This is a genomic window from Microbulbifer maximicatervae (SeqCode), assembly GCF_052467325.1.
In genome coordinates this window covers 2527684-2546198 of record NZ_CP174310.1, presented here as the reverse complement: position 1 = coordinate 2546198, position 18515 = coordinate 2527684, and the positions used below count along the sequence as shown (strand labels likewise).

Below are 18515 nucleotides of genomic sequence, written 5' to 3'. Positions count from 1 at the left end.
GCTGTCAGCATGTCGCCGACTCATAAGTAGGCCTATGTTGTGGTCAACTCCAACCGGACACTTTCCTAAGCACATTTTTCAAATTCGATAGGGGTTACGTCCCCCAGTGTTGTATGTATCCTGCGTGAATTGTAATACGCAATATAGGCCCTCACGTCTGTTATCGCACCCTCCCTTGTCGGATAGAGGTTTCCTGTTAACCATTCCCGCTTCAGGCTACTAAAAAAACGCTCAGTAGGTGCATTGTCCCAACAATTTCCCTTGCGGCTCATTGAGCACACCATTCCATGCTGCTTTAGTAGCGCTTGGTAGCTATGGCTGGCATACTGGCTACCTCGATCAGAGTGATGCAGCAGACCTTTTGTTGGGGTGCGCAAATTGATAGCCATAACCAGTGCACGACTTGCCAGGGCCGTCTCCATCTTGCGGTCTAAGTGCCAGCCAACAATCCGGCGTGAATAAAGATCAATTACCACTGCTAGGTATAACCAACCCTGCAAAGTCCAGATATAGGTAATATCCGTAGTCCAAACTTGATTTTTAGCACTCGGTGAGAAATCCCTATTTAGAAGATTCTCAGCAACTGGCAGTTGGTGCTTGCTATTTGTGGTTAGTGTAAATCGCTTCTTCTGTTTTACTACCAAGCCGAGCTTTTTCATGAGTTTGCGGACTCGATAACGCCCAATTTCAAAGCCTTCTTTGCGCAACAGCTTCATTAACCGACGGCTTCCGAGACTCTCACGAGATTCTGCAAATAAGGCCTTCAATCGATGGCATAGTTGCCAAATCTGGCCATCTATTGGGCTATCACTACGACGACACCATTCGTAATAGCTGCTCTTATTTACTTGCATTACTCGGCAGAGCACTCTAACTGGAAAGCTACCTTGCTGCTTTTTAATAAATTCGTACTTTATTTCATTTCTTTCGCAAAGAAGGCGCTGGCCTTTTTTAGGATTTCCTTCTCCATCCGCAATTGCTTTACTTCACGTCGCAGTTGATCCAGTTCAGCTCGTTCGCCCGAATCCAACCTTACTCCGCTCTCTTCCTGCTCCAGCTCCTTTATCCAGCGTCGCAGATTGTTAGCAGTGGTTCCTACAGCCTCTGCGGCCTTGGAAATCGAATACCCTTGTTCTGAGACAAGAGCTACGGCGTCTTTCTTGAACTCCGGCTTGAATTTCCGGCGTGTACCTTTTGTTGTCATACTTCACCTCGCTAGGTAGTTTTACCATCTTAACGAAGTGTCCGGAAGGATTAGACCACTACACTAACCCACTAGCCACCATCGAGGGGTAGACAAGAGTGGTGGAACACAGCAGCGCCTCGGTCAGTAATGACCAAAGTGATTAAACGGAAGTCAGCCGACGGTATAGTAGCCTAGCGCCAAGATTATTACCTTGGACATGGTGAAGGCCTGGAGCCAAACTCTAAGAGTTAAAAGACAGGGCTAGCCTACCGATATGTTTCCAGTCGGATAAGTTGAGGTATTGCTCGGCCATGACACTCAACTCAAATGAAGGGATGCTCGACACTATCGTTGGGTAGAGAATCATTACGGATAGGGAACCGCCCATTGCGGACCCACATGATGGGTGGTGTGGGGGCCGGTAGCTAAAAACTACCGGCTACTCGATTTATGACGTGTCGAGCACCAATTAGATACCACATGATTTAAGTGCAATATTTACTCTGCTGCTAGAACTTACTTGCTTATCGTGCCATAGTTCCTTAGCAGGTATTTTTGATACAGCTTCTGAAAAACATGCACATTTTTCTGCTTGGGCGGGATAGGCTTTTTCCAGAGTTTGGATATCGTAGTCTTGTGATTTTACGAGCCAAAGATCACCAAAAGAAGCAATCATTAAATTGGCAGCTAAGCTACCTTTAAAGTAGCAAGCCTTAATAAGATTTGAACGATGTAACTCAATAAATCCAGACTCTTCGATTCCCTTATATTTGCATTCAGAAGAGAAGCGATAAATTTCATTTTTAAGGTGGTTCGAATTTTTGTAAGTCCGCTTATTTAAAGCTTCTTCAGAGCTGCATTCGCACGAAATAGCTGCCATTTTAACACCTATTTCATTTTTTCTCTTTACAAGTTCAGATTTCTCGGGGTTAGTTCTCTTAAGCTTCTCTGCTTCTGTAAGGATTTGGCTACTCATATCATCCAACATGGCACTACAAATACGAACAGCCTCATATTTCATATCTGGAGTGGAGCCCGAAGTTTTTTTAGTAGTATCGTGACTAGTGCACGAAGCCAAGAGTATTAGTAGTACGTAAATATAATGTTTATTTTTATACATAGCGTGATTTATATGTGTTGGTTCTTATAGTCTTGTGTCATAACGCTAGCAATAAGGGCTGGCAAAAGCGTTTTCGCGCGCAGCGCGACTTTTGATATCCCCTTGATTGCTTTGTTAGGTGGCTGAGTTAAGCACTCATTGCTTTCAAACATTCGGTTTCTGCATTTGCAAAAAGCACCATTTCCAAATCGTATAGTTTGTAACCTGGTAATGATTTTAGGCACTGTTTTAGAACATCGAGGTAAACTTGATAAGTATCACTCCTCTTTATTCTCTGCCAGCCCGCAGCAACAAGTGAACTCACCTTGAACTCTTCTTGATAAACGAAACCACTTTTATTGATTGAATTGCCAACTACATTATTCCGGCCGCTAATATAGTTGAAGGCTAGACCTGTAGAAACACCATGGTTCCACTGAACAGCATTTAAGCAGGCTGCAACTCTAGCATCATAAATAGCATATCTATCCATATCTACAATGGAGAAGATCTTGGAGTAACTTGCAATGCCTTTTAGCGGTGTTCGTGGTTTTTCTTTGATAAGCTCATTTACATATGATGTTAGAGTTTCATCTTTATTGCCACGAACACCGCCCCAATCTGCTACTACCTCTTTTGATAGAGCAAGCTTATTTTCTGTATTTGAGCTTTGCCACTTTGCATTGAAGTGATGCTTTAATTCAATGTTCTGCTGGTATCCACTTTTACCTGATGATTCAAAATCAGAGAATTGTGGGATTTTCCATGAGTATCTGCTCTCAAGTTTTGGTACTTCATTTTTGAAATACTCAACAAGTGCATTAATACAATTATTCATTTTTACCTCTAAGGAAGTGAAGAGTACATTCTTTTTGGGAGTGCTTTGTAAAGCCACCTAATAACGCCTAAAGCTCCTGCATCAAAACCAAAGCGAAGGTTTTGATGTCTGGTGCCTTTACTTGTATGGTTGTTCTTGCCCGATTCTGTTGTTGAAAATCCTTTTCGCTAACGGGTAAATTGAGACCCACCTTCGGCGGCCACCGAAGGCCTTGTTTATCACAGTTCGCTGCCTGGCCGGTTCGTAAAAGACCGATAACAAGTATGAACGCGATAAGCACTCACTAGGCATAACTCGGATAGTCATGTGGGCCTCAAGCCCGAATAGCAAGGCGGAGATAGCTTATCTTATGGAACCTCAAGAGATCAATGTCGGTATCGATACCAGCAGTAAACAACTCGATATTTATGTGAGACCTACTGGCCAATTCTTTAGTGTTGCCAATGATAAAAATGGCATTAAACAATTACAACCTCTTAAACCTCAAATAGTATTAATAGAGTCTACAGGAAGACTTGAATTAGAGTTTGTTTGCGCCGCTGATAAAGCAGGATTACCTGTTGTTGTTTGCAACCCTTCACAGATAAGAAGCTTCGCTAAATCCACAGGGCGCCTCGCCAAAACTGACAAGCTAGATGCAATAGATATTGCACATTTTGCTGAGGCCATGAAGCCAAGGCTGTCGGTGCTAAAGCCCAGAAAAGCTTAGGGAGATCAGTGACTTACTGGCGGTAAGAAGTCAGTGTTTAGAGATGAGTACAATGCAAAAGAATCGGCTTCAGAGAATGCCGAAATCAGTACACAAACCTATACAGATCATTCTCAACACCATCAAGAAAGAGTTGCAAAGTATCGACAACCAACTGGATAAACTGGTTAACAGTGTACCTGAGTGGCGGCAAAGGCGAGACCTATTGTTAACGCTAAAGGAGTCGGAAATGTATTGGCTTATACGCTGATTAGTGAACTTCCCGAGCTAGGAAAGTTGAACCGTAAAGAAATCGCTGCACTTGTCGGTATCGCCCCGATGAACCGTGATAGCGGCAGCTTCCAGGGAAAGAGATATATTCGGGGTGGAAGGCATCGTGTACGAACGGTTTTGTTTGTTTTCATCATGTCGGCCATACAGCATCATCCCAAACTAAAGCCGATGTACAAGCGATTAGTCGATGCTGGCAAACCTAAAAAGGTCGCTCTGATTTCCTGCATGAGAAAGCAGATTACGATCCTGCATACGATGGTGAAAAATAACACCTACTGGGATGAAAGTATGGCTTAATAACTTGACGAACAACCATAGTCACTTGTTAGAGCTATTTGGCACTTACCACCCTCCTGGACTCATTGTTTGGCTAGGTGTTGGCCTGTTATATTCTTTTGCTTCAGTTAGATTGGTATTTAACTGCTCTAAGGTCAAGGTTAGTTCAAAGATATTACTCGTGGATATATAGCTAATTTGACCACTTTTTGAAATATTTGCGATTAACCCTCCAGTAGATGAGCTGCTTTCACCTTCGTAAAGTTCTTTTAATAGGTCAATGTAACTTTTTATTTCTTTACCACTAGATCCAATTTTATAAGAATTTTGTGATTTACTAACTGCACCATTAAAAACCCCATTTGCAAATTCATTTATATTAAATTTTTCAGCTTCTGCACCCATTTCAATATAACGCGAGAATTCTAGAGTTGCATTTCCACTTTCACTTACCGTGCCACCAGAAAAGAAATGTGACTTGAGGGATATAGCACTTGTTTCATTGTCAAGGGCTTCAATCAATGTAGCCTGTTTATTAGACTCCTTTTTATCAAGAGACTTACCTGACTTAAATTCGATAATAAAGTTTCTACCTCCAAGACTGCCAAAAAGGTCACCTATATACTGGTCAGCTGGGGTTTGTTGGAAAAGATTTAGTGAGATCCAGGGAAGGGGAGAGCCACTAGCTTTTCTAATTCCACTCAAGACTCCCATTGAATAAATGAAGGTTCCAATAAATATATTTTCGTAAATTTTATTCATACTATCTTTTAGCTCCAGCGAGGGTGTAGAAAAACTCAGCCTCTTTTCATATTGTGTTTCTGTGTTAAAAATAGCTTACTCATCGTTAAATACTAAATCAGAATTTACGTAAAATCACCATTTATGGTTGATATTTGATCATATCTGAGAAAGCAAAGATATACATTAGTTTTTCTACAGCTTGAACGCCTAAAGCAGCGGCGCGCGTTAGCGCGTCCAGCCCGCAGGGCGATTTTTCCTAGCCTTAGTACGCCCAGCATGGGCGTGAACTAATAGGGTGAAAGTCCCCTGTAGGAGGATCATCATTTAATGGGTTCCATTAAATGCTAACTACTAACGAATGGCAATTGCCACACCGGAGAGCTTGTGAATAGAAAACCGCCCATTACGGACTCACTCAATGGATTGTGTGGGGGCCGGTAGCTAGAAGCTACCGGCTAACTGATTTAGATGTCATCGCTCTCAAGCTCGGCAAATTTTGCCGCCATTGTTGGGTTCTTTTTTGTCAATTTTTTAACTGTTAGATCGTCTGCCTTTTTGTTTGCGAGACGAAGGTTATTCTCAGAGCCAAGCAGTGCATCCTTGGTTTTCTGAAGATGAGTGATGGTCTTGTCAATTTCATCAATAGCTGTTTTAAATTTCCTGGATGCCAGATCGTAGTTCCTTGCGAAGCCTGACTTAAATGCATCAAGCTCATCTTCGAAGTTGGTAATGTCAATATTCTGAGCTCTTACTACAGCCAGCTCAGCTTTATATTTCAGTGAGTTCTGAGCAGCATTTCTCAAAAGAGTGATTATGGGAATGAAAAATTGGGGGCGGATAACATACATCTTAGGGAAACGGTGGGAGACATCGACGATACCGGAATTATAAAGCTCGCTATCTGCTTCTAACAGCGATACCAGAACTGCGTACTCGCAGCCTTTTTCATTGCGGTCTTTGTCGAGTTCTTTAAGGAAATCTTCATTCTTCTTTTTTGTTGCTGTTTCATCACGTTCATTTTTCATTTCAAACATGATGGATACTGATTCAGTGCCAGAATCATCTAAGTCTCGAAAAATGTAATCCCCTTTACTTCCTCCTTTCGCATCGTTGTCTTTTTCAAAATACGCCTTCGGAAAAGCAGTTGCTCTTATTCGGTTAAATTCAGTCTCACAATGTTGTTCAAGGGTTTCACCAATCATTTTAGTGGATAAACGGGCTTTCATATCCTTAAGCCGCTCGATTGCATCGTCCCGATCCTTAATCTGAGTCTCATACTTCTCTTTTAGAGATGTCTCCGACAGCTGTTTCTCAAGCTTCGCTCTTTCAAGTTCACTCTTGAGTTCTTCGCGCTCCTTCTCTGTTGCATGTACGGCCTCTGTAACTGCTTGCTTCTGGATTGCTTGTTGGGCGCTTAAGTTTGATTCAAGTTCCTGTATTTTAAAATCTTTTCTCGCAGAAGCTTCATTGAGTTTGGATATGTGTTCAGCCTTTGCTAGCTCGGAAGAAGACTCATAGTCTTTCTTGGCTTGTTGTAACTCGGAGGCAAGTGAGTCTCGCTCCCTCTCAATATTTTTAAGGGCCTCTGTCACAGCTAGCTTCTGAGAGACTTCGGCAGCTTTAATCCTTGCCTTCAATTCTAGTATCTCAGTATCTTTTACTGCGGAGGCCTTCAGCATTTCATTTGTCACTTTTTCCTTCGCAAGCTCTAAGGCAGCTCTCTTTTCTTTTTCCGCAAGCTCAAGCCTCTCATGCAACTCCTGATCAAATTCATTATCCCGAACTTGTTTCATTATGTCCGCATATCCAGCCTCATCAATTTTGAATGCTTTTTGACAATGAGGGCATTTGATTTCATTCATAACTCTTTATCCTTTAGTTTTGCCACTTGTTCTCAATGACGGATAAGGCCTTGCTAAACGGCAGCAGGAGGCAGTGTAGGCCCTCCGGTGGAGGGTGCGATCATTGCGCCCGAAATAAATTTAAGAAATTTGGTGCGCCCAGCGTGGGCGTGAGCTAATGTTCCCTAAGGGAAGATTACTGTTAAATGGCCCTATTAAATGCTAACTACTAGTGAATGGCAACTGCAATACCGTGAGATTTTGTGAAGATGAGGCTATTCGCAAAACTATGAGCTGACGATCATAAGCATCCTATAAGGCTAAGGCTGGAGACGCGTTAGTCAGGGACATCGAAGCCATCTGATCTTAACGGGTAAAATAGATGATGCAGTTATGTAATGAAATTTTTACGCTCTTATCTGAGTTGGTCTGTTTAACCTGCCACGATGAATCTTCCATTGGGGGCGCTGACTCATAAGGAGATCCAACCCACTAGCCACCATTGTGGGGGTTGAAAAAAGTGGTGGGGCATAACAGTACCTCGGTCAGTAATGATCAAGGTGATTAAGCGTAGATCAGCGGATGGTATAGTAACCTAATGCCAAGATTAATAGCTTGTATATGGCGAAGGCCAGAACTTAACTCTGCAAATTAAAAGACAGGGCTAGCCTACCGATATGTGTCCAGCCAAATATCACGTAGAGGTAGCGTATGGTCATGGCGCTCAATTCAAATGAATAGTTGCTCGATACTACCGTTGAATAGAGATTTATTACGGATAGGGAACCACCCATTGCGGACCCGCACGATGGGTGGTGGGGGGAGCTAGAAACTACTGGCTAGCCGATTTAAGGGGCCTCTCGAAGATGGTCTAAATATGGACTGCATAAGGTGATAAAAGTAGACTTCCAGTCATTGGGTAAATCAATAAATTCATCACCCCAATTGTTCTGTATATGCAGGTGGGCCATGTATGGTTTTTCGCTACTTGGTGCATCATAGCCCAGTAGATCCTCAATGCATTCCTCAATCATAATTCGACGATCTTGACCTGTTTGGGCCAGAATTGGGGCGTTCATCGCTTCAGCGCGTTCTGTCCCTTCATCGCGATCGTGCATAAATATGTAGTTTATATTTAGCGCATTCAAATATTTTGCAATCGATATAAGAACTGCTTTTCCTCTGGCTCTGAGAAACTCACAGTTTCCTATTACCTTTGCCTTGTCTTCATGAGATAGCCTCTTAATCGTTTCACGCACAACAACTTCTTCTGTATCTCCTTCAACAAACACACATTTCTTGGAAAAGAACATTCTTGATATGTAATCATCAACTTTCAAGAGCATCTTCAAGTTTTGCTTTTCGTCTTCAGCGAGTTCAACGAAAGCTTCTTCTAGATTGAATGAGTTGGCTGTTGAGAAATTGTCTTCAGTAAAGTTAAATTTCGCAAGGCTCATGCTTTTTTCTGAGCCGAGATTGATCATGTAAGGCGAGTGAGTAGTCGCTATGATTTGGCAGTTTGGTCCCGCCAGATCATATAATGAATCCCGCATTTGGTTAGCAGCTGAAGGATGCAAATAGATTTCTGGCTCCTCAAAGCAAAAAATTGTTGCTCTAGGGGTGTCAGTATTTCTGTTTATAAAGTCTTGCACGAATCTTAAAAGCTGGAATGCGGTTGCCCTGATCATTCCATGACCTTGATAGTTAACAGCAGTTTTTACATTGCTTTCCATTTCCACTTTAAATTGAGGCTTTATGGATTTTTCAGGCACGTCAAGTGTCGCACTAACATGTACAGCCGAATCAGGAAAAAGCGTATCAACCATTCCATTAAGGTCACTAATTAGTTGGCCAAAATCAGTTTCCTGGTCATTTGGGTTGAGCTCAGCTGCAAGGTTATTTAGAAAAGCCTGTGCTTGAACGTAATTTTCAGAGTTACTCCTGACCTGATCAAATAGTCCCCCTAATAGGGTAAATAGTGCCCCTCCGGGGCTTGTCAGCTCAGAAATGCAAGATTCTGCTGGTATTACAACAATTATGGGAAGTTTTGATAATACATTACCGGGAATTCCACCGGGGTTTTCAACCCAGGTAGCTTCTTCGTCTGTTTGAATATCCCAGCATTCTGGCAGATCCAATAGTTTTGATTTTGTTGCTGTTACAGTTAACCTTTTTTCAAAGTTAGATTCGCCAAAATGCTCTTTCAAGAATGTTTCCGAGTAATGCTCTCCTACGAGGTCTGATACTATTCTACATTCAGCATACAATGCGCTCCTCCTTCGCGGATATTCCTTCATGAATATCTTTGGTTTGCTTTGGTTAAGGGACCAAACTTTCTTATAAATGATGGAGTTTCCGGTTTCTCCATCTAGCTGATCTTGAGATGATATAACCCTGCCTTTAAATCCTACCCAGCTGTGAGCGGCAGACGGTAAATTGTGATACTCTGCCACAATCTCAACTTCATCTTCATAGGTATAGCTCTCTTCCTCTTCGTTATACTCTTTTGAATAATCTTCTCTATCCAAATTTGAATTCTTATGGAAGTAGTCTATCGCAGAAAAAACGCTTGATTTTCCTGCATTATTTGGGCCGATAAGAAAGGTTGTATCCCTAAAATTTATTTTGCAATTCTTGAGTTTTCTAAAATTATTTATTTGAAGCTCATGCAGTCTCATTTAAACACCCTTATTCTGGTTTCAGGCGCGCAGCCCCTTAACTGCGTATTCAAAAGAAGCTGCATTATATCGCTAGTCAATATACCTAAAGTGCAACAAACCCTCTAGCTGAAAAAACAAATAAATCAGTATGCTGGTCAACACTGGCGGGAAATTTCTCAAGTGGATATATTGTGGCTGGATTACATCCTGATGTTTTGCTGCTTTTGATCATGGATATAATTGGTTAAAAAGCAACAAGCTGACACTCTTTTTGCATGGTATATGTTTGGTTGTTTTTGATGTTCGAAATGGAGAGTACAGGAAAAAAATAGAATATATTTAATCAGTAAAATGAAGCTGCTATGGATGATCTATTGTTTCTGGATTTTAAAGTGAAAGGCGGGGGAGAGCACCTGTCTTAACGGCCATTCTCAAACGTGACAGACATTTTGCAAATCTTGAGCAACAAAAAATTTAGGCACAAAAATAATCTTATTAGATTTTATTAGGATTGTTTTAGTGTCAAAGCCACGTAAAATCGATAGATATTTCCTGATATTTTGGCCGTAACTAAGAAGCCATCTAAAGGCAACAATCAAAGCAGCTCGGTTCAAGAGCATCGAAAGAATCAAGAATTTTCTAAAGGCCACCCCTCAAAGGAGAACGGTAGCGTGAAGTAAGAATAAGTAAAAGGCGCTGACCCTAGGTGCTGGAACACCTGGGGCCAGCTAACCAAGTTGATAATCACAGTATCAAAGTGGCTATATGCATAGTACGCTAGAAACCCGCTCGTCTTCAATAAAGTGGAGCACGATCAGCAGTTTGGAGAGTTTCTCCAAGCCCTGGGGGCGTTGCGTCTGCCTTTTTTTATTCTATGCCTACCGTTCTCGCGCACCTCCTCGCAGTTACTCAAAACAGTTCTATCCAAACTTTCCCATTGTGGAAGGTCAATCCATGGTTTGAGTATCAGTAGGAAACAAATATGTTGATCTTAAAGCGCCGCACAGGCGAGAACTTACGGATTGGAGCGAATGTCTCAATCACCGTATTGGAAGTTAAGGGCAATCAGGTAAAGGTAGGAATAATTGCTCCCAAATCCCTGCCCGTACACCGCGAGGAGATTTATAGGCGGATCAAAAGGGAAGGAAATCTGGTCAGTGGGAATCGTTGAGAAGTTGATCGAGATTGTGGCGGGGTGGTGTTGCTATGAAAGCGCTAACTGCTGATAGTTAGCGCTTTCAGTCGAGCCTTTCGCTGCGGATAGAGACAGGTTAAGCTCGGAAGTGATCTGTATTAGTGATGTTTATGCTTAAATCCAGCCTCAAACTTTTCTGCTAATTTAAAGTAGTGATTCAGATCCTTGCGGGTTTTTTCTGGGCGGTTGTTTTCGGAGTTAATGTGGATGTTTTCCACAACAACGGCGATGTCTTTTGCCAGCTGCTTCCTTTCACCCTTCAGGTTCTCAGCGAAATACTCAACACTTTTTTCGAGTCTGTAGGTGATGACATGAATCTCGTGAAGTTCAGCAGGGTTAAGCTTTTTCTTGCCCTTAATTTCTTCTGTTGTCTCAACAAAAATCTTTCTCGCATCCTTCAAGGAAGTAACTTTCGCTACTTTAAAGTGCTGGATGGGCTTTTCTCCCGCAGCAGGGCTAGCTTGAGCAGTGGTAGCAAAAGAAACAGCAAAAAGTAATGCAATTAAAGTTCTCATTTTTCCTCTCTAACGCCCAAACTTTAAGGATTGGTAAGGCATTGATCGGGCGAGGTGAATGCCTAACATCTCTCAGTGGTCATTTTGACCGCTTTGATCGCTATCGTAAATGAGGATAACTATCATTAACATTTATGATACAGGAATTTTTAGGTGCTCAAAACACTTCTCGAAAAAATTGCGATCAAGTTGATCGAAATTTGCAAGGATTAAGAAAATGGAATCTGAGAGAGGCGTGTGCGGGAGGGGTAAACGGAGGCCTTTAGCCTGGAAGAGGCGACCCCCGTGTTAAGAAAAGTAATCAGCTAACCCACTATTTGCTGTAACAACGCCGCTGGTTTTTACAGAAAGAGCTGATTTATCCGGAATTATCGAGACCGGCTTCACAAATTAATTGGTACTGGCCTTATTGGATCTCTCCGAGAACATCAACCATTGCCGAAGTTAATTGACTAAGGTCTTCTTCCGAAATCACATAGGGCGGCATGGCGTAGACCAGTTTGCCGAAGGGGCGCAGCCAAACTCCGCGTTCGATTAGAGCTTCCTGCACCTTTGCCGTATTTACAGGCTCGCGCATTTCCACCACGCCAATTGCTCCAAGGGCTCGAACATCAGCGACACCCGGTGCGGATTTTAACGGGGCTAGCTGTTCGGTCAGCTGCTGTTCGATCGCAGTTACTCGCTCCTGCCAAGGACTGTTGAGTAACAATTGGATGCTGGCGTTAGCGACGGAACAAGCCAGGGGGTTACCCATAAAAGTGGGGCCGTGCATAAACACACCGGCTTCCCCACTGCAAATACCTTCGGCTACTTTATCGGTACAGAGGGCGGCGGCGAGGGTCATGGTGCCGCCGGTGAGGGCTTTGCCCAGGGTGAGGATATCGGGGGTGATATCGGGGTGCTCACAGGCGAACATTTTGCCGCTGCGGCCAAAGCCGGTGGCGATTTCATCGGCGATCAGCAGTACGTCGTGCTCGCTGCAGAGTTCGCGCACCCGGCACAAATAATCGGCAGAATAAAAACGCATGCCGCCAGCGCCCTGGACGATGGGCTCTAAAATAATCGCGGCCAGCTGATCGCGGTTCTCTTCTACTTGCTGGCGCAGTTCGGCGATATCACTGTCACTACAGGTACTGCCAAATGGTGTTTGCGGAGCGGGTGCAAACTGGTGCTGGTTCAGATGCTCAGCAAACAAATGATGCATTCCGGTGACTGGGTCACAGGTGGCCATGGCCCCGAAAGTATCACCGTGGTAACCGTTGCGCAGGGCCAGCAGGCGGTTCTTTTCGGGCTTGCCATGGGAGTGCCAGTATTGCACGGCCATCTTGATAGCCACTTCCACAGACACTGAACCGGAGTCAGCAAGAAATACCCGGTTGAGGCCAGCTGGAGTGATTTCCACTAATTTCTTGCACAGCTCGATCGCCGGTTCGTGAGTTAAACCCCCGAACATCACATGGGACATTTTGTCCATCTGATCGCGCATGGCCTGGTTTAGCTCGGGCACATTGTAGCCGTGTAGGGCGCTCCACCAGGAGGACATACCGTCGATCAGGCCGCGCCCGTCTTCCAAGTAAATACGTACCCCTTCGGCCCGCGTCACCGGGTATACCGGCGGCGGGTCGATCAGGGAGGAGTAGGGGTGCCAAATATGTTTGCGATCGAAATCCAGGTCCATAAAAACTACATCTTTATTCTTAAGAGCCGACAATCATTCGTTAGGCCAGTTCGCGCAGTACTTTGAGCGGGGGCTGGCTGATCGAGCTGTAACAGGCTAGGGTACCGGCGGTGCCAACCAGTATTGCACCGGTGAGTGGTCCGGTTAGCCAAAGGACTGGGTGCAATATCACCGGCAGTTCAAAGACCCAATAAGACAGCACGGCCAAGGTGGCTTCCGCACCGATAGCCGCGAGCAAGCCGGCGGCAAAACCCAGTAGCCCAAATTCCAGTATCAGGCTTCTCAGCAACAAGCGCCTGCGGCCTCCCAGTGTGCGGATAATTGCCGCTTCCTGCAATCGCTCGGCGATACTGGCGCGCACCCCGGCAATTAATACCAGGACGCCGGCAACCAGCATCAGGGCCATAACCGATTCGATAGCAAAGGACACCTGGTTAATGGTGTCGCGGATACGCTGGATGATCTTATCCAGCTCTATCACGCTGACGCTGGGGAAGGCGCGAACCAGGTCGTTGACCAGTAGCTTGTCCTCCGGTGGGAGGTAAAAACTGGTGATATAGGTAGCCGGGAAATCATCGATAGTGCCCGGTGCAAATATCATATAGAAGTTGGGGCGCATGCTGTTCCAGTCCAGCGAGCGGAAGCTGGCTACCGGGGCTTCTACTTCCAGTCCGCCGATGGAAAAGCGCAATTGATCTCCCAGTGACAGTTCCAGCTGGGCTGCCAGCTCCACTTCTACGGAAACCCCTTCGCTGGCCTTGTCCCACCACTCGCCTTCCAAAATACGGTTATCCGGCGCCAGGGTATCGGTGTAGCTCAGGTTTAATTCCCGGCGAACGCCGCCGGGACGATCTTTTTTCTCTTTAATCGAGACGCCGTTAATCGCCACCAAACGGCCGCGCACCATGGGGTAAAACTCGGTGCTGCTTACCTCGCCCTCTGCCAGCATATTTTCCATGGTTGGAACGTCGTGGGGGGCGATATTCAGGAGGAAGTGGTTGGGGGCTTTTTCCGGTAATTGCATCCGCCATTCGTCCACCAGGGCGGTGCGGGCAAAGACCATGGCCAGCATGGCCAATAATCCGGTGCCAAAAGCGGCAATCAATAGAGTGTTGAATGCGGCGCGGCGTTGCAGGCTACCCAGGGCAATACGCCAGGCGCCTCCTAGGGAGGCCAGCTTTCCGCGCACCAAAAGTCGGTTAACCAGGGCGCTGCCCGCTACCAGCAGGAGCATGCCGACAAACAAGGCGAGTGTCATAAGCAAGCTGCCGGAAAGCCACCAGATCAGAAGCAACATGGCGCTGGGGCCGAGAATCAGGCCGAGCCACTCGCGTCTGTCCGGATTGCTCCAGTCGTGCCTCAGGGTTTGCATCGGGTCTGTGCGGGCGAGGCGGAAAAGTGGCGGCAGGGCAAAGCCCAGGGCGCAGGCGAGGCCGGTAGCGAGCCCGATCAGCAATGGGCTCCAGCTGGTGGCTGGGGGCTGAACCGGGAAGAATCCTTCCATCAGGTTGACCGCCTGGCTCTGGATAAAGGTGCCCAACGCCAGCCCAATAGCGGTGGCTATCAAGGTGAGGGCGGCCAGCTGCCCCAGGTAGATACCGAGAATTTTGTTGCGCCCGGCGCCGAGGCTTTTCATTACGGCTACGTAGGCGCCGTGGCGCAATCCGTAGCGTCTGGCTGCCAGGCCGACGGCGACACTGGCGAGGAGAACGGCCAGGCTGGCGGCGAGAAACAGGAAGGACTCGGCTCTATCCAGGGCAGAGGCAACCCGGGGCTGGCCTTCGCGCAGGTCCAAGATCCGCTGGTGCTCAGTCAGTTGAGGTTTGAGCCAGTCAAAGTAATCCTTCAGGACTTGGTCATCACCGGCAAACAGGTAGCGGTAGCGCACTCGGCTTCCGGGCTGGATCACACCTGCGGCGGGCAGGTCGGCGGTATTGGCTAATACTCGCGCGCCCATATCAAACAGGCTGGTACCCCGGTCGGGTTCCCGCTCCAGTATGGCTGTCACTTTCAATTGGGTGTCGCCGAGGGCGATAGGATCGCCGAGCTGGATTCCCATCAAGGGTAGAAGGCGGGACTCCACCCAGGCTTCTCCCGGGGGAGGTCCTTGCGGTGCAATTTCCCCTGGGCCTTCCGGGGACTTGCTGATTTCCAGTTGCCCCACCAATGGATAGCCTTTGTCGACAGCTTTGACCGAGACAAACTGGAACTGGTCGTTGGCGGAGATCATGGATGAAAACTGGACTATTCGCGCCTGCTCCAATCCCTTTTTGTCGGCTTCCTCCAGCCATGCGCTATCCACGGGTTTGCTGCTGCGCAGCACCCGTTCTGCGGCCAGGAAGGTGAGGGATTGCTGCTCCATGGCGCGGGTAAGGCGGTCGGTAAAATGGGCGATCGCAGTGACACAGGTAACAGCCAAAACCAGGGCCGAGGCGATTAGCGCCAACTCGCCACCGCGCCAGTCCCTGAACAGCAGTCTGAGTGGCAGCATCAGGCGGACACCTCCGACAGGTTGTCTCCGTCGATAAGCGGAGCGTAGGTATCTACGGCACCGGCCGACATATGCAGGTGGGAGGCACAGCGCTCTGCCAGTCGCTGTTCGTGAGTCACCAGCACCAGGGTGGTGTCAGACTCTTCGTTGAGTTTAAACAGCAGGTCGATAATTTTGGCACCGTTGCCGGCGTCGAGGCTGCCGGTGGGTTCGTCGGCAAAGAGGATGGCATCTTTGCTGCTAAAGCTGGCGAAGGCCCGGGCAATGGCCACCCGCTGTTGTTCGCCGCCGGATAACTGGCGCGGGTAGTGGCGCAGTCGCTGTTCCAGGCCCACCCGGGCGAGAAACTCTTCCGCCCGCTTGGCGGCGCCTCGTTCACCGCGCAATTCGCTCGGTAGCATCACATTTTCCAGGGCGGTAAGGCCGGGCAGCAGCTGGAAAGTCTGGAATACAAAGCCCACGCAGCGGGCGCGCACCGCTGCGCGCTGCTCTTCGTCCATGGCGGTGATCTCGTCCCCCGCCAGCCAGATCTTGCCCTCGGTGGGTTTGTCCAATCCCGCCAACAGGCCGAGCAGGGTGGACTTGCCGGAACCTGAGGCCCCGGTCACAGCGAGGCTCTCGCCACGGGCGACTTTCAGGGAGATATTGTTTAATAGGGTCAGTGGCCCTTCGCTGGTGGAGACCCTGTGATAGAGGTTTTCTGCCGTGAGAATGGCGGACATACTGTATTCCCTTTGCGGATACGCGAGATTTTTGGAGAGTATGACATGACAACAGCCTTTTTTCGGCAGTTACTGACTCGGTTCGGCTTGGTGCTGATGCTGTCGGTCCCCAATCTGGCACTGAGTGCAAACAAGCCCGGCACTCTGCTCGTATTAGGGGATAGCATAAGTGCGGCCTACGGTATCGATGAGGAGCTGGGCTGGGTCAATCTGTTGCAAGAGCGCTTGCAGGAGAAGGGGCGCCCGGTGAAGGTGGTCAATGCCAGTATCAGTGGGGAGACCTCCGCAGGTGGCCTGACCCGGCTGCCGCGCCTGATGGAAGAGCACAATCCCCAGTGGCTGATTGTCGAGTTGGGCGGTAACGACGGTCTGCGCGGCTACCCACCCCAGAGTTTGCAGCGCAATTTGCAGCAGATGGTCAAGCTGGCTAAAGATTCCGGGGCCGAAGTCCTGCTGCTGGGGATGCGTATCCCACCGAACTATGGCCGCGCTTATACCGAGGCTTTTGCCGCTGTATTCCCCAAAGTGGCCAAGGCCGAAGAGGTCGCCCTGGTGCCTTTCCTGTTGGAAACTGTGGCCCTGGAGCAGGGCGCTATGCAATCCGACGGTATCCACCCCACCGCCAAGGCGCAGCCGGCCCTGCTGGATCATGTCTGGCCCTGCGTGAAGTCCCTATTGGGGGAGAAGGCGGATGGTGAGTCGTGTACTCCGTGATCGAAATGCGTACAATCGCGCCCCCAGGAACAGGAAAGCCTGGCTCTGGTCCCAAAGTTTAAGGTTTTGTGCCGGTACTCTGGGCCCGGTCACTGGTCGCGAATGAGTTAGAGAGACACCATGCCCGAATTGGAAAACCGCCGCGAGCGGCTCGAGTTTAATAAGCTGCAAAAGCGCCTGCGCCGCCATGTGGGCCGCGCCATCGCCGACTTCAACATGATTGAAGAGGGCGACAAGATTATGGTCTGTTTGTCCGGCGGTAAGGATTCCTACGCCATGCTGGACGTGCTGCTGAATTTGCAGAGGACAGCGCCGGTTAACTTTGAACTGGTGGCGGTCAATATGGACCAGAAACAGCCGGGCTTCCCCGAGCATATCCTGCCGGAATACCTGCAGTCCCTGGGTGTTCCCCACCATATTGTCGAGAAAGATACCTACTCGGTCGTGAAGGAAGTGGTGCCCGAGGGCAAAACCACTTGCGGGCTCTGTTCCCGTCTGCGCCGTGGCACCTTGTATGGCTTTGCTGAAGAAATTGGCGCCACCAAGGTGGCACTGGGCCATCACAAAGACGATATCGTCGAGACCCTGTTCCTGAATATGTTTTACGGTGGCCGCCTCAAGGCGATGCCGCCCAAACTACGTGCCGACGATGGCCGCAATATCGTGATTCGTCCGCTCGCCTATTGCCGCGAAGAGGACATCGCCCAGTACGCCGAGTACAAGCAGTTTCCGATTATTCCCTGCAACCTGTGCGGTAGCCAGGAGAATCTTCAGCGCCAGGCGATCAAGCAGATGGTGCGGGAGTGGGATAAGAAATTCCCAGGCCGCAGCGAGAATATTTTCGCCGCGATTACCCGGGTGTCCCCGTCACAATTGGCGGACAGGGACCTCTATGATTTTGAGAGTCTGGAACTGGATCGCTCTAAGCCGTCGGCTGTCGAGCGTCCTGACCATTCACTCCAGCGCCAGGTGAATTCTTGGGAGCCTGAGGATGCTCAGGAAGTGGAGCCCCAGTATATCGAGGCGCTGAATCTGTAGGATCTGCACCGCTGACCAGTTGCGCGTAGCTGCATTCAAAGTCCCGGGGACTGGCACTGGGTCCATGGTGAAAGTGCTGATGCCAGAGGCGCGCCATATTGGCCACGTCTGAGGTTTCCTCCTCCTGGATCTTGTGCACCTCAGCCGACCTGTAAATCAGCCAGGCGATGGCTGTGGCATAGCGCAGGTTGGTGGTCAGTTCGCTGTGGGGGTGATCGAGAAAATCCCGCTGGCTCGCCAGCCCTCGCACCTTTGAGGCGAGGCTTGGGTGATCGATCAGGTATTGATCCCAGATTTCCCGGTGGGTGTGGGGCTGGATTTGGTAAATACCCAGCCCGTGGCGCCGTCCCTGTTTGAGATGGAAGCCCAATTGCGACTCCTGGGCGGCGGTTCCCAGAAGGAGATTCTCCATGCCCTGGCTCCAGGCTCTCAAGTGCTTGAGGGTTGGACGGATAACCTGGAGTCGGAGCTCGTCCAGACAAATGCCCATAGTGTTGTCTTTTTTTCTGTAGTTGTATCCAACATATATGTAGTTT

14 protein-coding genes and 1 pseudogene are annotated in these 18515 nt (G+C 48.0%); 4 read left to right on the top strand and 11 right to left on the bottom strand.

Annotated elements, in window-relative coordinates; all coding sequences use genetic code 11:
- Nucleotides 1–65 precede the first annotated feature (65 nt).
- The 3 genes from ACJJIE_RS11410 to ACJJIE_RS11400 all read right to left on the bottom strand — a co-directional run bounded on the left by ACJJIE_RS11410 (nt 66) and on the right by ACJJIE_RS11400 (nt 3180).
- Nucleotides 66–1204 (bottom strand): IS3 family transposase gene (locus tag ACJJIE_RS11410; protein ID WP_444894685.1). Its coding sequence is split into 2 segments (ribosomal slippage): nt 66–955 and nt 955–1204, totalling 1140 coding nucleotides; the frame shifts between segments, so codons are not numbered across the junction.
- Between the two features lie 451 nt (nt 1205–1655).
- On the bottom strand, nt 1656–2207 hold the full coding sequence (locus tag ACJJIE_RS11405) for a hypothetical protein (RefSeq protein ID WP_444894684.1): 552 nt from the start codon (nt 2205–2207) through the stop codon (nt 1656–1658).
- A gap of 226 nt (nt 2208–2433) precedes the next feature.
- Nucleotides 2434–3180 carry a hypothetical protein gene (locus ACJJIE_RS11400; protein ID WP_444894683.1) on the bottom strand — a complete coding sequence of 249 codons (747 nt, stop codon included), beginning with the start codon at nt 3178–3180 and terminating at the stop codon, nt 2434–2436.
- 292 nt (nt 3181–3472) lie between these two features.
- On the opposite strand from ACJJIE_RS11400, the pseudogene ACJJIE_RS11395 reads away from it, so the two are divergent.
- A pseudogene (locus ACJJIE_RS11395) lies at nt 3473–4402 on the top strand (IS110 family RNA-guided transposase).
- Nucleotides 4403–4447: 45 nt separating this feature from the next.
- Here the strand turns inward: ACJJIE_RS11395 and ACJJIE_RS11390 are convergent.
- The 3 genes from ACJJIE_RS11390 to ACJJIE_RS11380 all read right to left on the bottom strand — a co-directional run bounded on the left by ACJJIE_RS11390 (nt 4448) and on the right by ACJJIE_RS11380 (nt 9644).
- Nucleotides 4448–5143, bottom strand: a complete 696-nt coding sequence (locus ACJJIE_RS11390) for a hypothetical protein (protein ID WP_444894682.1) — start codon at nt 5141–5143, stop codon at nt 4448–4450.
- A gap of 446 nt (nt 5144–5589) precedes the next feature.
- Entirely contained in the window at nt 5590–6987 is a 1398-nt protein-coding gene (locus ACJJIE_RS11385) for a DUF2130 domain-containing protein (protein ID WP_444894681.1), read from the bottom strand.
- Nucleotides 6988–7814: 827 nt separating this feature from the next.
- Complete coding sequence (locus tag ACJJIE_RS11380) at nt 7815–9644, bottom strand: ATP-dependent nuclease (protein WP_444894680.1); 1830 nt, start codon at nt 9642–9644, stop codon at nt 7815–7817.
- Between the two features lie 964 nt (nt 9645–10608).
- Here ACJJIE_RS11380 and csrA point away from each other — a divergent pair.
- Complete coding sequence (gene csrA / locus ACJJIE_RS11375; RefSeq protein ID WP_444894679.1) at nt 10609–10797, top strand: carbon storage regulator CsrA; 189 nt, start codon at nt 10609–10611, stop codon at nt 10795–10797.
- Nucleotides 10798–10919: 122 nt separating this feature from the next.
- On the opposite strand, the gene ACJJIE_RS11370 is transcribed toward csrA, so the two are convergent.
- The 4 genes from ACJJIE_RS11370 to ACJJIE_RS11355 form a co-directional block, all read right to left on the bottom strand.
- Entirely contained in the window at nt 10920–11336 is a 417-nt protein-coding gene (locus ACJJIE_RS11370) for a DUF6746 family protein (RefSeq protein ID WP_444894678.1), read from the bottom strand.
- A 406-nt stretch (nt 11337–11742) separates the two neighbouring features.
- Nucleotides 11743–13014: an adenosylmethionine--8-amino-7-oxononanoate transaminase gene (bioA, locus tag ACJJIE_RS11365; protein WP_444894677.1), complete on the bottom strand. Its 1272-nt coding sequence runs from the start codon at nt 13012–13014 to the stop codon at nt 11743–11745.
- A gap of 40 nt (nt 13015–13054) precedes the next feature.
- A complete protein-coding gene (locus tag ACJJIE_RS11360) occupies nt 13055–15505 on the bottom strand; it encodes an ABC transporter permease (RefSeq protein ID WP_444894676.1) in 2451 nt (816 codons plus the stop codon).
- Nucleotides 15505–16227 (bottom strand): ABC transporter ATP-binding protein, encoded by a 723-nt coding sequence (locus ACJJIE_RS11355; RefSeq protein ID WP_444894675.1) that lies wholly within the window; start codon nt 16225–16227, stop codon nt 15505–15507. Before ACJJIE_RS11355 ends, ACJJIE_RS11360 begins: the two co-directional genes overlap by 1 nt.
- Before the next feature lie 45 nt (nt 16228–16272).
- Here ACJJIE_RS11355 and ACJJIE_RS11350 point away from each other — a divergent pair, with 45 nt between their 5' ends.
- Nucleotides 16273–16941: an arylesterase gene (locus ACJJIE_RS11350; RefSeq protein ID WP_444894674.1), complete on the top strand. Its 669-nt coding sequence runs from the start codon at nt 16273–16275 to the stop codon at nt 16939–16941.
- 120 nt (nt 16942–17061) lie between these two features.
- Nucleotides 17062–17979, top strand: coding sequence for a tRNA 2-thiocytidine(32) synthetase TtcA (ttcA, locus tag ACJJIE_RS11345; RefSeq protein ID WP_444894673.1), 918 nt, complete (start codon nt 17062–17064; stop codon nt 17977–17979).
- On the opposite strand, the gene ACJJIE_RS11340 is transcribed toward ttcA, so the two are convergent.
- Nucleotides 17864–18391 (bottom strand): hypothetical protein, encoded by a 528-nt coding sequence (locus tag ACJJIE_RS11340; RefSeq protein ID WP_444894672.1) that lies wholly within the window; start codon nt 18389–18391, stop codon nt 17864–17866. The genes ttcA and ACJJIE_RS11340 overlap by 116 nt on opposite strands.
- Nucleotides 18392–18515: the final 124 nt, after the last annotated feature.